This window comes from Arthrobacter sp. FX8, assembly GCF_026723805.1.
Taxonomy (GTDB): Bacteria; Actinomycetota; Actinomycetes; order Actinomycetales; family Micrococcaceae; genus Arthrobacter.
Map to the genome: position 1 here is coordinate 3,311,918 of NZ_CP113505.1, position 15,249 is coordinate 3,327,166.

The 15,249-nt window shown below is 65.5% G+C and carries 10 protein-coding genes and 2 pseudogenes; 8 read left to right on the plus strand and 4 right to left on the minus strand.

Annotated elements, in window-relative coordinates; all coding sequences use genetic code 11:
- Positions 1-4: 4 nt before the first annotated feature.
- Both OUO20_RS15525 and glyA read right to left on the minus strand, forming a co-directional pair.
- Positions 5-1,225 carry a sarcosine oxidase subunit beta family protein gene (locus OUO20_RS15525; RefSeq protein ID WP_018770029.1) on the minus strand — a complete coding sequence of 407 codons (1,221 nt, stop codon included), beginning with the start codon at positions 1,223-1,225 and terminating at the stop codon, positions 5-7.
- Positions 1,222-2,562, minus strand: coding sequence for a serine hydroxymethyltransferase (gene glyA, locus OUO20_RS15530; RefSeq protein WP_018770028.1), 1,341 nt, complete (start codon positions 2,560-2,562; stop codon positions 1,222-1,224). The genes OUO20_RS15525 and glyA overlap by 4 nt, the downstream gene beginning before the upstream one ends.
- Positions 2,563-2,697: 135 nt before the next feature.
- On the opposite strand from glyA, the gene OUO20_RS15535 reads away from it, so the two are divergent.
- Positions 2,698-3,357 (plus strand): GntR family transcriptional regulator, encoded by a 660-nt coding sequence (locus OUO20_RS15535; protein ID WP_082581758.1) that lies wholly within the window; start codon positions 2,698-2,700, stop codon positions 3,355-3,357.
- Between the two features lie 20 nt (positions 3,358-3,377).
- Here the strand turns inward: OUO20_RS15535 and OUO20_RS15540 are convergent, their stop codons facing one another.
- Positions 3,378-4,583 carry an ROK family transcriptional regulator gene (locus OUO20_RS15540; RefSeq protein ID WP_166673105.1) on the minus strand — a complete coding sequence of 402 codons (1,206 nt, stop codon included), beginning with the start codon at positions 4,581-4,583 and terminating at the stop codon, positions 3,378-3,380.
- An 89-nt stretch (positions 4,584-4,672) separates the two neighbouring features.
- Between OUO20_RS15540 and OUO20_RS15545 the strand changes: the two genes are divergently transcribed.
- From OUO20_RS15545 to OUO20_RS15575, 7 genes and pseudogenes are all read left to right on the plus strand, one after another.
- A complete protein-coding gene (locus OUO20_RS15545) occupies positions 4,673-5,950 on the plus strand; it encodes an ABC transporter substrate-binding protein (RefSeq protein ID WP_196804766.1) in 1,278 nt (425 codons plus the stop codon).
- A gap of 43 nt (positions 5,951-5,993) precedes the next feature.
- Entirely contained in the window at positions 5,994-6,932 is a 939-nt protein-coding gene (locus tag OUO20_RS15550) for a carbohydrate ABC transporter permease (protein WP_166673104.1), read from the plus strand.
- Complete coding sequence (locus OUO20_RS15555; protein ID WP_018770023.1) at positions 6,929-7,819, plus strand: carbohydrate ABC transporter permease; 891 nt, start codon at positions 6,929-6,931, stop codon at positions 7,817-7,819. Before OUO20_RS15550 ends, OUO20_RS15555 begins: the two co-directional genes overlap by 4 nt.
- Positions 7,820-7,865: 46 nt before the next feature.
- Positions 7,866-9,580, plus strand: a pseudogene (locus OUO20_RS15560) (glycoside hydrolase family 13 protein).
- The gene (gene ppgK, locus OUO20_RS15565) at positions 9,568-10,383 is read left to right on the plus strand and encodes a polyphosphate--glucose phosphotransferase (protein WP_268002107.1); all 816 of its coding nucleotides are present in this window, start codon (positions 9,568-9,570) and stop codon (positions 10,381-10,383) included. Before OUO20_RS15560 ends, ppgK begins: the two are co-directional and overlap by 13 nt.
- Before the next feature lie 62 nt (positions 10,384-10,445).
- Positions 10,446-12,358 (plus strand): annotated as a pseudogene (locus OUO20_RS15570) (amylosucrase).
- Between the two features lie 53 nt (positions 12,359-12,411).
- Positions 12,412-13,266 (plus strand): prephenate dehydratase, encoded by an 855-nt coding sequence (locus OUO20_RS15575; RefSeq protein ID WP_056391895.1) that lies wholly within the window; start codon positions 12,412-12,414, stop codon positions 13,264-13,266.
- Here the strand turns inward: OUO20_RS15575 and OUO20_RS15580 are convergent.
- A complete protein-coding gene (locus tag OUO20_RS15580; RefSeq protein WP_268002108.1) occupies positions 13,239-15,161 on the minus strand; it encodes an FAD-binding monooxygenase in 1,923 nt (640 codons plus the stop codon). The two genes, OUO20_RS15575 and OUO20_RS15580, sit on opposite strands and share 28 nt — an antisense overlap.
- Between the last annotated feature and the right edge of the window lie 88 nt (positions 15,162-15,249).

Below are 15,249 nucleotides of genomic sequence, written 5' to 3' on the forward strand. Positions count from 1 at the left end.
GCGGCTAGTGGGCCACGGCGGCGGCGCCGTGTTCGTCGATGAGGGCGCCGGTTTCGAAGCGCTCCAGCGAGAACGGCTTGTTCAGTGCGTGCGGGGCGCCGGTGGCGATGGTGTGCGCGAAGGTCAGGCCGGCGGCGGGCGTGCCCTTGAACCCGCCGGTACCCCAGCCGCAGTTCACGAACATGTTCTCCACCGGGGTCAGGCCCACGATCGGGGAAGCGTCCAGGGTGGTGTCCACGATCCCGCCCCAGGTCCGGAGCACGTGGGCCCGGGCGAAGATGGGGAAGAGCTCGACGGCGGCCGCCATCTGCTGCTCGATGACGTGGAAGGAGCCGCGCTGGCCGTAGCCGTTGTAGGAGTCGACGCCGGCGCCCATGACCAGTTCGCCCTTGTGGGCCTGGGAGACGTAGACGTGGACGTGGTTGGACATGACCACCGTGGGGTGGACGGGCTCGTGCAGTTCGGACACCAGCGCCTGCAGCGGGTGGGACTGGATGGGCAGCTGGAAGCCGGCCATTTCGGCCAGGACCGAGCTGTGGCCTGCGGCGCAGAGGCCCACCTTTTCGGTGTTGATGGTGCCGCGGTTGGTCTTGACGCCCACCACGCGGTCCCCCTCCTTCAGGAAGCCGGTCACCTCGCAGTTCTGGATGATGTCAACGCCCATTTCGTCGCATTTGCGGGCGAAGGCCCAGGCCACGTGGTCGTGCTTGGCGATGCCGGCGCGCGGCTGGTAGGTGGCGCCCATGACGGGGTAGCGGATGTTGTCGCGGATGTTCAGGATGGGGCAGAGTTCCTTGACCTGCTGCGGGTCCAGCCATTCGGCGTCCACGCCGTTGAGCTTGTTGGCGCCCACGCGGCGGATGCTTTCGCGGACGTCGCCCAGGGTGTGGGCCAGGTTCATCACGCCGCGCTGGCTGAACAGGAAGTCGTACTCGAGTTCCTCGGGCAGGATCTCCCAGAGCTTGAGGGCGTGCTCGTAGATGGCCGCACTCTCATCCCAGAGGTAGTTGGAGCGGATGATGGTGGTGTTGCGGGCCATGTTGCCGCCGGCCAGCCAGCCTTTTTCCAGGACGGCAATGTTGGTCATCCCGTGGTTCTTGGCCAGGAAGTAGGCGGTGGCCAGGCCGTGCCCGCCGCCGCCCACGATCACGGCGTCATAGGAGGACTTGGGTTCCGGGTTCCGCCAGAGGAAGTCCGGGTGCTCCGGAAGGTGCTGGGTGCTCACTGGGCGGCTCCAATCAGGTCTGCTTCAGCGTCGGCCAGGCCGGCGTCGGCGGTGAGGTGCGGGTAAAGGGGGAACTTTTCGGCCAGGGCCGTCACGCGTTCGCGGAGTTCGACGGCGGTGTCCCCGGGCAGGGTGCCCGTGCCGGCCGATGCAATCAGCGCGGAGGCGATGATGTCGGCCACTTCGGTGAACTCGGCGGCGCCGAATCCGCGGGCGGCCAGGGCGGGGGTGCCGATCCGGAGGCCGGAGGAAACCATCGGCGGGCGGGGATCGAACGGGACGGCGTTGCGGTTGACGGTGATGCCGATCTTGTGGAGGGCGTCTTCACCCTGCTGGCCGTCCAGTTCGGAGTGGCGCAGGTCCACCAGGACCAGGTGGACGTCGGTGCCGCCGTTGACCACGGAGATGCCTGCGGCCTGGACGTCCGGCTGGAGGAGTCGCTCTGCCAGCAGCTTTGCTCCCTGCAGGACGCGCTCCTGGCGTTCCTTGAATTCAGGAGCAGCGGCAAGCTTGAAGGCCACCGCCTTGGCGGCAACCACGTGCTCCAGCGGTCCGCCCTGCTGGCCGGGGAACACGGCGCTGTTGATCTTCTTGGCGTATTCCTCCTTGGCGAGGATGACGCCGCCGCGGGGTCCGCCAAGGGTCTTGTGGGTGGTGGTGGTGACCACGTCGGCGTACGGGACGGGGTTGGGATGCAGGCCTGCAGCCACCAGGCCGGCGAAGTGGGCCATGTCCACCATGAGGTAGGCGCCCACGAGGTCGGCGATACGGCGGAATTCGGCGAAGTCCAGCTGGCGGGAGTAGGCGGACCAGCCGGCCACGATCAGTTTGGGCTTGTGTTCCAGGGCCAGCGCTTCCACCTCGGCCATGTCCACGCGGAGGTCTGATTCGCGGACGTGGTAGGGGACCACGTTGTAGAGCTTGCCGGAGAAGTTAATCTTCATCCCGTGGGTCAGGTGGCCGCCGTGGGCCAGGGAGAGGCCAAGGATGGTGTCACCCGGGTTCAGCAGGGCGAACATGGCGGCGGCGTTGGCCTGCGCGCCGGAGTGCGGCTGGACGTTGGCGAATTCGGCGCCGAAGAGGGCTTTGACGCGGTCGATGGCGAGCTGTTCAATGACGTCCACGTGCTCGCAGCCGCCGTAGTAGCGCTTGCCCGGGTAGCCTTCGGCGTACTTGTTGGTCAGGACCGAGCCCTGGGCTTCCATCACGGCTGACGGAGCGAAGTTCTCCGACGCGATCATTTCAAGGGTGGACTGCTGGCGGTGCAGTTCCCGCGCCACAGCGGCGGCGACGTCGGCGTCAACCGTGGCGAGCGAGGCGTTCAGTACATCCTGCATGGTTCTCCTTCTGGGGCCCTTCGGAGTTACTGATCCATAACTGATCTGTAACTGATATATTAGAACTGACGTAATAGTATGTTGTAGATCACGCGGCAGTCAATAGCTACCTTGGGAGAGCTCGGAATGAGCGTAATGACAGAGAACCAGCTGGCCGGAGAAGGCGACCTCTCGCTCGCCGAGCAGGCCTACCGGCACCTCCGGGACCGGCTCATCATGCTCGACATCCGGCCGGGTGAGGCCATCAACGACGGCAAGCTCGCCGCCGAGCTCGGGATCGGCCGCACGCCGGTCCGGGAAGCGCTCAAGCGCCTGGAAGGTGACCACCTCGTCGTGTCGTACCCCCGCCGTGGAACGTTCGCCACCGTCGTCGACATCACCGAACTCGCGGACGTCTCCGAACTCCGGGAGTCATTGGAACCCCTGGCAGCCCGCCGGGCCGCCAAGCTGGCAACCCCTGCCCTGCGCAAGGAAATACGGGAAACCGCGGCGGCAATTGCCAGGATGGGGGCGGATGACGATCCCTATGACCTCATGCGGTATGACATCAAGGTCCACCGCCTCATCTACCGGGCCGCCGCCAACACCCACCTCGAGGACGTGCTGATCCGTTACGACAACCTGGCCACCCGCATTTGGTGCATGGTGCTGGAAAAGGTGCCGTCAGTGGCGGAGCACATCGCCGAACACGTGGAACTGCTGGAGGCAGTGGCCGACGGCGACTCGGACCGGGCGGGCAAGCTGGCCCTTGAGCACGTGACCAGTTTCGAGCAGGCCATCCGCAGCGTGCTTTAGGCTGTCCGCCCGCCCGCCTTTCAGGAACGGGGCGCCCGCGGAATGAACGCTGAGGGTTCACGCCTGATCCGCATCAGCGCCGACTCAATGGCACCCCGGACTACGGATTCCGCCCCGAGAGTGCTCGCAACCAGATCCGGCAGCGGCAGGCCGGAATCCGTGGGCAGCAGGCTGCGGGCGTGCTCCAGGACCGGTTCGATGGCGCGTGAGATCGCGCCGGCGATGACCACCCGCTCAATGTCAAGAAGGCTGGAGAGCACCACAGCGATTCGCGCCAGCCGCACCCCGAGCCTGGCGATGATGTCCTGTGCCAGCGGGTCTCCCGCGCGGGCCGCCTGGAAGACATCTTCGGCGTTGATGTCCTCCTCGGGTATTTGCCGCAGCACCGTCTCGCCATCGTAGGAATGGATGCGGGCACGCGCCCACTTCCGCGCAAGTGCTCCGAACCCGTCCGAGCTCCCCTCATCCGGCACGAACTTGCTGTCCAGCTCATCCAGGAACCGCATCTCCCCCGCGCCCCCCTGGCGACCCCGCAGCAGGCGCCCATCGACAATCAGGCCGGCACCAAACCGCTCACCCGACAGCAAGGTGGCCACGTTGGCTGACGGCTCCTGTGCCTGCTCCGCGATGGCGGCGAGATTGGCGTCATTTTCGACGATGACAGTGCCCCAAAGGTGCCCTGCGAAGCCGGAATTCATCAACTGCCAGAATTCTCCTCCGGCGGGAGACGCGCCGTTCGCGTCAATGGGCGCCGGGACGCCGACGGCCGTGAGCAGGACATCCTCCGGGGTGCATGAAACATCCTCAAGGGTCAGGCGGATCAGCTCCCGTGCATTCGCCACGCGGCCGGCGCGTCCCAGCGCGTGCGAATCAATGCTTTGGCGGCGCTTGCCCAGCTCGCGGCCGCGCAGGTCGGCAACGATGGTTGTGAAGTAGCCCTCCCCGGCATCCAGGCCCACAACCACACCCGCAGCTTCGCGCAGCTGGTACTGCCGCGCCGGCCTGCCCTTGAGCCTGCCGGCCTCGGTACGGGCGTCAGTCAATTCCTCCAGCCAGCCCGCATCAACCAGGCCGTCACAAACCCCGAGCACCGTGGCGCGGGTAAGCCCGGTGGCAGCCATGGCTTCTCCGGCAGTAAACACCTGTTCCTGGAGGGCGAAGCGCAACAGCGCCTCCGAGTTGATCTGCCGTAACAGTTGTGTCGAGCTCGCCGTATTTCCGTCCACCCCTTGACGATAGCCCCTGCGTCCCCCATCCTCATATAGGTCCTAAATATAAGACCCATATAAATTATCCGAGAGTCCAAGAGGAGCCGATGTTGCCACCTTTGACGTCCGCCGGGAGACACGTTTCCCGGCGCACTTTCCTTGCCGCTGCGGGAGGTGCGCTCACCGCTTTCGGGTTGGCCGGCTGCGCCCCGGCCAGTGCCAGGCCCACCATCACGTTCCACCAGTCAAAGCCGGAGGCAGTTCCATACTTCCGGGACCTGGCTGCGAAGTTCACCGACTCGCAGGACCGGGTGCGCGTCCTGCATGACATGGCCACAAATCTCTCTGCCAGCTTCGTCCGCAGCAGTCCCCCGGACCTCGGATGCCTCAACTACAACCTGGAGATGGCGCGGTTCATGGAGCGCGGGGCGCTCTCGGATCTTTCCGACCTCCCGGCAGCGGCCTCCATCCGGGACGACGTGCTGGACCTCACCAACTGGTATCCAACCTATGCCGGCCGCACCAGCGTCATCCCCTACTCGGTCATGGCGGCCTCGGTCATCTACAACCGCCGCATCTTCGAAGAGAACGGGGTGGCCGTCCCAACAACCTGGGATGAACTGATCGAGGTGTGCGAGGTGCTCAAGGCAGCAGGCATCACGCCGATCTACGGCACTTTCCGCGACCCCTGGACCGTGGCACAGGGATTGTTCGACTACACGGTGGGCGGCATGGTCAACGTGCGCGACTTCTATCAGAAAATGCATGGGATTGGCGAAAACGTCGGACCGGATTCGGAAGTTTCGTTCCAGAAAACGATGCTCGAGCCGGTGAAGCGCATGGTCCAACTGACCAAATACGTCAATCCCGATGCGGCAAGCCGCGGCTACGGAGACGGCAACACGGCAATGGCCCAGGGCCAGGCCGCCATGTACTTCCAGGGACCCTGGGCCTTTGGCGAGATCGAAAAGGCCGGCAAAGACCTGGATCTGGGAACTTTCCCGCTGCCCATGACCGGTGATCCCGCAGATCTCAAAGTCCGCGTCAACATCGACCTCTCGCTCTGGGTTCCCGAGGTCGCCAACGGGCAGCAGGGTGCCCGCGATTTCCTGCAGTACCTGATGCGGCCGGAGATCCAGAACCCTTACAACGCCAAATTCCTGGGTTTCGGGACGACCAAGGACGCGCCACCGGTGACCGACCCACGAATCGTCGAGATGCAGAAGTACTACGACGAGGGCCGCTTCTACATGGGCGCCTCACAGTTCATTCCGAACTCGATTCCGGCCGCCAACTACATCCAGTCGATCATCGGCGGCGCCGATGCCGAGAGCACGCTGCGCAGGATGGACGCCGACTGGGCCCGCCTGGCTTTCCGCGCTTAGACCCACACTTTCGATCTCTCAAAGCACGAAACGAGGACCATCCATGTCATCAATGACGAGACCTTCCACCAGGGTGGAGGTGACGGCCCCGGCAGCGACTGGAACCACACGCGTGCGCAAAAGCCGCATTGATCCGCTCTACTATGTTTTCCTCCTGCCCTCGCTGGTGATCTTCACGCTGGCAGTCACGCTGCCCGCCGTTCTCGGGTTCATCTACAGCTTCACGAACTCCGTGGGCTTCGGTGACTTCGATTTCATCGGCATCCGGAACTTCATCGCGGTGTTCCGTGATGAAGGAGTCCTCGGCGCCTACGGCTTCACCCTCGTTTTCTCGCTGGTCACCGTCATCGTCGTGAATGCCGTGGCCTTCCTCCTGGCCCTGGGCCTCACGTCCCGCGTCCGTTTCCGTGCCGCGCTTCGCACCGTCTTCGTCATCCCCATGGTGATCTCCGGCATCGTCATCGCGTTCGTGTTCCAGTACCTCTTCTCGAACTCGCTGCCCCTTGCCGGCAAAAGCATGGGAATCGAGCCGCTGGCCACCAGCCTTCTCGCAAACCCCCAGCTCGCGTGGCTTGCGATCGTCTTCGTCACGGCGTGGCAGTCCATCCCGAGTGCCATGCTGATCTACATCGCGGGGCTCCTCACGGTCCCCGCCGAGGTCTACGAGGCGAGTTCCATCGACGGGGCATCGCCCTGGCAGAACCTGCGGCACATCACCCTGCCGCTCATTGCGGGGTACGCCGTGATCAACACGGTCCTCGGCTTCAAGAACTACCTCAACGCCTACGACATCATCATCGGCCTCACCGACGGCGGGCCCGGCGTGGCCACACGAAGCGTCGCGATGTCGATCTTCCGCGGCTTCGAAGGCGGCGACTATGCCTACCAGATGGCCAACGCCGTGATCTTCTTCCTCATCAGCATCGTCATCGCACTCGTCCAACTTCGCTTCACACGTGGCAAGGGAGGGATCGCAGCATGAGCAGCGCACCCAGCATCATCCAGGTAGAACCCACGGCGGCCGCCAAGGGCCGCCGGATACCCGCCGGGCCCGAACGCATCCAGTGGCCCGCCACCATCATCCTCATTGTCTGCACGCTCAGCGTGCTCGTCCCGCTCTACGTCACGGTCAGCATGGCCTTCAAAACCACTGGCCAGGCAGTGGACGGCAACGCCTTCTCCCTGCCAAGCCCCCTGACCTTCGACAGCTTTGCCCAGGCCTGGACGCTCACAAACTTCCCTCGCGGCTTTGGAATTTCCGTGTTCGTGTCGGTGATCGCCGTTGCAGGGGAGATCATCGTTTCGGCCCTGGCCGCCTACGCCATCGTCCGCAACTGGGACCGTCCGCTCTTCCGCTGGTCCTTCTTTTACCTGCTCGCGGCAATGTTCATCCCGTTCCCCGTGGTGGCGCTGCCGCAGATCCAGCTCACGGGACTCGTCGGACTCGACAACCCGCTCGGGGTAGCCATCCTGCACATCGTTTTCGCCCTGGCCTTCAACACCATGCTCTTCACCGCCTTCCTCCGCTCGATCCCCCTGGAGTTGGAGGAAAGCATGCGGATGGACGGCGCGGGAACGTGGCAGGTGTTTTGGAAGCTCATCTTCCCCCTGCTGGGGCCCATGAGCGCAACCGTGGGCATCTTCGCCTTCATCGCGTCATGGAACGACTTCATGATGCCGTCACTCATCATTTCCGATCCTGAACTGCAGACCATCCCCGTGCTGCAAAAGATCTTCCAGACGCAGTTCAGCAACAGCTACAACGTGGCCTTCGCCTCCTACCTGATGGCAATGGCCCCCGCGATCATCGTCTACCTGTTTACCCAGCGCTGGGTCATGTCCGGCCTCACCCAGGGCGCCGTCAAGTAACTCCGGACCCACACACCTGATACAGCTGAAACTGAAGGAAGCAATCTTGCCCACCACCGCCACCCAGGCAACCCAAAGCAACCCCGCCCCCACGGCCGACCCCAACTGGTGGCGTCAGGCTTCCGTCTACCAGATCTACCCCCGCAGCTTTGCGGACTCGAACGGCGACGGCATCGGCGACATCAACGGCATCACCGCCAAGGTTCCGTACCTGAAAAACCTGGGCATCGATGCCGTCTGGCTGAGCCCCTTCTACCCCTCCGCACTCGCCGATGGGGGCTACGACGTGGACGACTACCGCAACGTGGACCCGCTGCTGGGCACGCTGGAGGACTTCGACGCGATGGCCAACGCCCTGCACGCCGCCGGCCTCAAGCTGATCGTGGACATCGTGCCCAACCACTCGTCGGACCGGCACCAGTGGTTCCGGGAAGCCCTCGCCTCGCCCAGGGGGTCCGCGGCGCGCAACCGGTACATCTTCCGCGACGGGCTGGGCGAAGAAGGCGAGCTGCCGCCGTCGGACTGGGACTCGGTGTTCGGCGGCCCCGCCTGGGAGCGCATCACCGAACCCGACGGCAGCCCGGGGCAGTGGTACATGCACATCTTTGCCAAGGAACAGCCCGACTTCAACTGGGACAACCCCGAAGTCCGCGAAGACTTCCTGAAAACCCTGCGCTTCTGGTCGGACCGGGGCGTGGACGGCTTCCGCATCGACGTCGCCCACGCCCTGACGAAGAACCTGGAAGAAACCCTGCCCACCAAGGCGGACCTCGAGGCCCAGGGCGAGGCGCTGTACCTCACGGGGCAGCACCCGTACTGGGACCGCGACGAGGTCCACGAAATCTACGCCGAGTGGCGCCGCGTGTTCAATGAATACAACCCGCCGCGCACCGCCGTCGCCGAAGCCTGGGTCCATACCGACCGCCGCGCCCGCTACGCCAGCCCGGAGGGACTGGGCCAGGCCTTCAACTTCGACCTGCTGCAGGCGGACTTCGACGCCGCCCAGTTCCGGAAGACGATCATCAAGAACCTGGCAGAGGCCAAAGCATCCGGCGCGTCGTCCACCTGGGTGTTCTCAAACCACGATGTGGTCCGGCATGCCACGCGCTACGGCCTCCCCGCGTCCGAGCCTTCGGCCGGAGGTGACATCATGGCCGGGCAGGCGGGCAAGCGGTGGCTTCTGGCCGGCGGCAGGCAGGAAGATGTCGACGCCGAACTCGGCCTGCGCCGCGCCCGAGCCGCGTCCCTGCTGATGTTCGCCCTTCCGGGTTCTGCGTACCCGTACCAAGGCGAGGAACTGGGACTGCAGGAAGTCGGCAATGAAATCCCGGACTCCGCCCGGCAGGATCCGGCCTTCTTCCGGAACAAGGGCGTGGAGATCGGCCGCGACGGCTGCCGCGTCCCCTTGCCGTGGACCTCGGCGGGCAGCTCATTCGGTTTCGGCCCCGGCGGCTCCCACCTGCCGCAGCCGGAATGGTTCGCGGGCAGCTCAGTGGAGGCCCAGGAGGGCCAGGGGATTCAACCCTGTCCCTCTACCGCCGGGCACTCGCCCTGCGGTCGCAGCTGCAAACAACAGAAGCGCTGGAGCTGCTGGAAACCGGCCGGGATGACGTCCTGGCCTTCCGGCGCCCCAACGGCTGGACCTCCATAACGAACTTCGGTACGGAACCCTTCGAGCTGCCCGCGGGCCAGCTGCTGGTCTCCAGCTCGCCACTCGAAGCCGGCCGGCTGCCCGGCGCTGCCACGGCGTGGCTGCGGTGAGCGCACCTGCCGCCGGCTCCGGACCGGATTTCGGAATAGGAATCGATGTTGGCGGGACCTGGATCAAGGGTGCACTCGTCAACCTGGGCAGCGGCATCCCGGCCGGCGGTGTCCGCCGCCTGCGGACCCCGTCCAGCGGCAGGGTGGATGACGTGGCAGACACCCTGGACCAGCTCATCAGTGAGCTCCAATCCGAAAGCCCCGGGCACGGGAACCTGGCTGCCGGCGTCGCCATCCCCTCGATTGTCCAGCGCGGAGTGGCGCTGTCGGCAGCAAACATGGACGGCAGCTGGGTGGGACTTGATGTCCAGTCCTACCTGGAGTCCCGGCTTGGACGATCCGTTTGCGTCGTGAATGACGCAGACGCTGCCGGTACGGCGGAAGCCTTGTACGGCGCCGGGAAAGGCCGGCGCGGCGTTGTCCTGGTCCTGACCCTGGGGACGGGCATCGGATCCGCACTGCTGGTGGACGGCAGGCTCGTTCCCAATTTCGAGCTGGGCCACCTGGAAATCGGCGGCTGCAAAGCAGAGTCCCGGGCATCGGCCGTCGTCAGGGAGAACCAAGGCCTCACCTGGGTGGAGTACGCCGACCGGCTGCAGCAGTACCTGTCGCACGTGGAGTTCCTCTTCTCGCCCGACCTCATCATCATCGGTGGGGGCATTTCAGCGTGCAGTACCGAATACCTCCCTCGCCTCTCACTGCGCACCCCGGTCATTCCGGCCAGCCTCGAGAACGCCGCGGGCGTTGTGGGCGCCGCCCTTGCCGGCAGGCGGCTCAAGGATGGACAGGCTCAGTATGTGTGACATGGAATACTTCAGTACATGTGCGGCCGGACATCTCGGCGGCGGCTGGAAGGGGCAGTGGCATGCAGGAAACCGTTAACGAGGACGAAGAGGCGCGCCAGGCGGTCATCGCTTCACTCGCCCGGCAGCGGGACCTCGGCCTCCCTGCGGATCCGGACTTTGACCGGCGGCTGGATGAGCACTTCCCCACCCTCCGCAGCCTGTTCCACTCGCTTTACGGCGCCCGGCAGGACTGGCTGGAGCAGCTGTCCGCCCTGGTGGTGCAGAGCGCGCGGTCGTGGCAGGAGCGCTCCCCGGAGCTGAAGGCGCTGGACGCCGAACGCGAGGAGGCGCCGGACTGGTTCCAGTCCAACGGCATGCTGGGCGGCGTCTGCTATGTGGACCGCTACGCCGAAAGCCTGGAGGAGTGCGCAGCCGCATTCCCTATTTCAAGGAGCTGGGCCTCACCTACCTGCACCTGATGCCGCTGTTCCTGGCGCCCGAACCGCATTCGGACGGCGGCTACGCCGTGTCGAGCTACCGGGAGGTCAACGCCAAGCTGGGCACCATGGAACAGCTGCGCTCCCTCGCGGCCGAACTGCGCGCCAACGGGATCAGCCTGGTGGTGGACTTCATCTTCAACCACACCTCGGACGAGCACGAATGGGCCCGGAAGGCAGCCGCGGGCGATCCCGAGTACAGCGACTACTACTGGATCTTCCCGGACCGGACCATGCCGGACGCCTTTGAGGCGAATGTCCGCGAGATCTTCCCGGAGAACCATCCGGGGTCCTTCATCCAGATGGCGGACGGCCGGTGGGTGTGGGCCACGTTCCACACCTACCAGTGGGACCTGAACTACTCCAACCCCGGCGTCTTCCGGGCCATGGCCGCCGAGATGCTGTTCCTGGCCAACCAGGGGGTGGATATCCTGCGCATGGACGCTGTCGCCTTCATCTGGAAGCAGCTGGGGACGCCCTGCGAAAACCTCCCCCAGGCGCACACGCTGCTCCGGGCGTTCAACGCGGTCTGCCGCCTGGCGGCACCGTCGCTGCTGTTCAAGTCGGAGGCCATCGTGCACCCCGACGAGGTGGCACTGTACATCGACCCCGCGGAATGCCAGCTTTCCTACAACCCGCTGCAGATGGCCCTGATCTGGGAGTCCCTGGCCACCAGGGACGTGTCCCTGCTGTCACAGGCGCTGGAGCGCAGGCACAACATCCCCGACGGTACGGCATGGGTGAACTACGTCCGCAGCCATGACGACATCGGCTGGACCTTCGCCGATGAGGACGCGGCCGAGCTGGGCATCAACGGCTTTGACCACCGCCGCTTCCTGAACTCCTTCTACGTCAACCGGTTCCCGGGCAGCTTCGCCCGCGGCGTCCCCTTCCAGGACAACCCCAAGACGGGTGACTGCCGGATTTCCGGCACGACGGCGTCCCTGTGCGGGATGGAGGTTGACCCGGCGGAGGCGGTGGAACGGATCCTCCTGGCCCATTCGGTGCCCTTCAGCACCGGCGGCATCCCGCTGCTGTACCTGGGCGACGAAGTGGGGCAGGTCAACGACTACTCCTACGCGTCCGAGCCCGGCCACGAGGAGGACAGCCGCTGGGTGCACCGGCCGCACTTTCCCGCCGAACAATACGCCCGCCGTGCCGATCCCTCCACCCCCGAGGGGGCCGTCTACGCCGGATTGAAGCGCATGATCGAGGTCCGGGCGGGCACTCCTGAATTTGCCGGAACCACGCTGGTGGATTTCAGTACGAACAACCGCTCGGTGCTCGGCTACCAGCGCCCGGGCGGTCCGGACGGTGGCAGCACCGTCCTGGCCCTCGCCAATTTCAGCGACTCCGCCCAGACCCTCCCGGCGGAAACCTTTGGCGGGTACTCCCCTGCCGCCGTCGACCTTCTCTCCGAAGCCACCCTGCAACTGGACGACGGCATCACCCTCCTCCCCCGGCAGTACCTCTGGCTGCGCGTCACCCCGGCGTAGCACTCGCGGGCCCGTTTTCGCAACGGGCCCGCGCGCGTGAAAGCATACGGACCATGGCCTCCAAGATTGCGTACCAGGGTGAGCCTGGCGCCAACTCCAATATCGCGTGTCAGCAGATGTTCCCGGACATGGAAAGCGTCCCGTGCGCCAGCTTCGAGGACGCCTTCGAACTGGTGGCCGGCGGCGAAGCGGACCTGGCCATGATACCCATCGAGAATTCCATCGCGGGCCGGGTGGCGGACATCCACATCCTGCTGCCGCAGTCCAACCTGCAGATCGTGGGCGAATACTTCCTGCCCATCCATTTCGACCTGCTGGGCATTCCGGGCAGCACCATTGAGGGCGCCACCGAGGTGCACAGCCACATCCACGCCCTGGGCCAGTGCCGGAAGCTGATCCGCGACCACGGCCTCAAGCCGGTCATCGCCGGTGACACCGCCGGGTCCGCCCGGGAGGTGGCCGAGTGGAATGACCCCCGCAAGCTCTCGCTGGCTCCCCCGCTGGCCGCGGAGATCTACGGCCTCCAGGTGCTGGCCTCGCGCGTGGAGGACGACCCCTCCAACACCACCCGCTTCGTGGTCCTTGCCCGGGAAACGGCACTGCCGGCCCGGCAGGATCTTCCCGGACCGGCAGTCACCAGTTTCGTGTTCCGCGTCCGCAACGTCCCCTCCGCCCTGTACAAGGCGCTGGGCGGGTTTGCCACGAACGGCGTGAACATGACGCGGCTGGAGAGCTACATGGTGGGCAACGAGTTTGCCGCCACCATGTTCATGGCCGACGTCGAAGGCCACCCCGAGGACCTGCCGCTGAAGCTGGCCCTCGAGGAACTGGACTTCTTCACCACCGAGGTGCGGATCCTCGGCGTGTACCCCGCGGCTGACTACCGGGCGGCGGCAGCCACCGCCTGACGTGGCTGTGCGGGCGCGGCCTTGAGCAGCGGCGCGAAGAACGCGCCGAGCTCGGCGGTTGCCGTCAGCGGCAGGACGTTGGCCACGTACTGGTCCGGGCGGACCACCACGACGACGCCGTTGCGGTCCAGTCCGCGCAGGTCGAAGATGTCCGCCGTGGGATCGGTTGCGTACACCTTCTCGTAGTCGGTGAGCTTGAACGGGCCCACCTGCGGCTTGAAGACGGAGGGGACGGCATTGATGTCGACGGCGGTGTGCGGCTGCTGGTAAATGACCTTCAGATCGAACCACGCGTCCGGGTCGGCGTCCGCGGGTGTTGCTGCCAGGGGTGATTCCGGCGAGTGCGCGAACCACTCGGCAAGCTTGTCCGTGGTGGAGTCCGTTCCGGGCTGGGCCGCATCCGCGAAGACATAGATCCGCCAGCGGCCGTCAGCCGTGGCGTGGTGGCCCAGGTGGATGGGGTTGGTGTCGCCCACGCGGACTACCGGTGCCGACTTGAAACGCTTGCCCACGGGGAAGCCGGCGGCCAGGTCCTGGTGGTCGGTGCCGCCAACAATCAGGGACGGCGCGTACTGGGTCATGAAACCTGCCGGGAACTCGGCGGTCCGCACGTAGAAGTCCTCAAGGTCCGAGGGGTGCTCGAACTCCTCGGGCTTCTTGGCCATCATGGTGGACCACTCCTTGTCGAAGTCGATCAGGTTCCTGGCCACCACCTGCCGCTCCTCCGAGTAGGTGGTCAGCAGGCTCTCGGGGCTGCGGCCCTCCAGCACATGCCCCAGCTTCCAGGCGATGTTGAACCCGTCCTGCATGGAGACGTTCATGCCCTGGCCGGCCTTGGCACTGTGGGTGTGGCAGGCATCGCCGGTGATGAACACCCGCGGGGTGCGGGTGCCGCGGTCCGCGGGCAGGACGTCGTCGAACCTGTCCGTGAGGCGGTGGCCCACCTCGTACACGCTGTGCCATGCCACGTTGCGTACATCCAGGGTGTAGGGGTGCAGGATCTCGTTTGCCTTGTGGATGATCTGCTCGATGCTCGTGTTGCGGACGGCGTGGTGGGTGGCAGGATCCACTTCGCCCAGGTCCACGTACATGCGGAACAGGTAGCCGCCTTCCCGCGGAATCAGCAGGATGCTGCCCTTCTCGGCCTGGATGGCGCACTTGGTGCGGATGTCAGGGAAGTCGGTGACGGCCAGGACGTCCATGACGCCCCAGGCGTGGTTGGCCTGGTCCCCTGCCAGCGTGCAGCCGATCGCCTGGCGAACCTTGCTGCGCGCGCCGTCGGCCCCCACCACGTACTTTGCACGGACAATCCGCTCCTGGCCCTCGTTGGGTCCGGCGGTGTGAAGCAGCGTCACAGTGACCGGGTAGTCGCCCTCGGTGGCGACGGTGAGGCCCTGGAAGTCATAGCCATAGTCGGGCTTGAGGCGGGTGGGAGAGTTCGCCGCAAACTCGGCAAAGTAGTCCAGCACGCGGGCCTGGTTGACGATCAGGTGCGGGAACTCGCTGATCCCTGTTTCGTCGTCGACGGCGCGTGCGGCGCGGATGATGTTGGCGTTGTTGGCAGGGTCCGGCTTCCAGAACGCCATCTCCGTGATCCGGTACGCCTCGGCGATGATCCGCTCTGCGAACCCGAAGGCCTGGAAGGTTTCGACGCTGCGCGCCTGGATCCCGTCAGCCTGCCCAATAGCGAGGCGGCCCGGCCGGCGGTCAATGATCCGCGTGGTGACATTGGGGAACATGGACAGCTGCGCGGCGGCGAGCATTCCGGCCGGGCCGGTGCCGACGATGAGCACGTCCACTTCCTCCGGGAGCTCCTCGGGGCGGTTCAGTCCGACGCCGGCTGCCGGCTTGATGCGCGGGTCACCGGATACGTATCCGTGGTGGTGGAACTGCACGGGCTTTCCTCACTTCGTTGTGGATGATTCACATCAGTTCGTGTTCTATATCAGAACAGTAGATTCGATAATCGAAAACTCTAAACTT

Excerpts from the sequence above, each read along its gene's own strand:
- glyA (WP_018770028.1), bottom strand. The coding sequence starts at position 2,562 with ATGCAGGATGTACTGAACGCCTCGCTCGCCACGGTTGACGCCGACGTC.
- OUO20_RS15535 (WP_082581758.1), top strand. The coding sequence starts at position 2,698 with ATGACAGAGAACCAGCTGGCCGGAGAAGGCGACCTCTCGCTCGCCGAG.
- OUO20_RS15545 (WP_196804766.1), top strand. The coding sequence starts at position 4,673 with ATGTTGCCACCTTTGACGTCCGCCGGGAGACACGTTTCCCGGCGCACT.
- OUO20_RS15550 (WP_166673104.1), top strand. The coding sequence starts at position 5,994 with ATGTCATCAATGACGAGACCTTCCACCAGGGTGGAGGTGACGGCCCCG.
- OUO20_RS15555 (WP_018770023.1), top strand. The coding sequence starts at position 6,929 with ATGAGCAGCGCACCCAGCATCATCCAGGTAGAACCCACGGCGGCCGCC.
- OUO20_RS15575 (WP_056391895.1), top strand. The coding sequence starts at position 12,412 with ATGGCCTCCAAGATTGCGTACCAGGGTGAGCCTGGCGCCAACTCCAAT.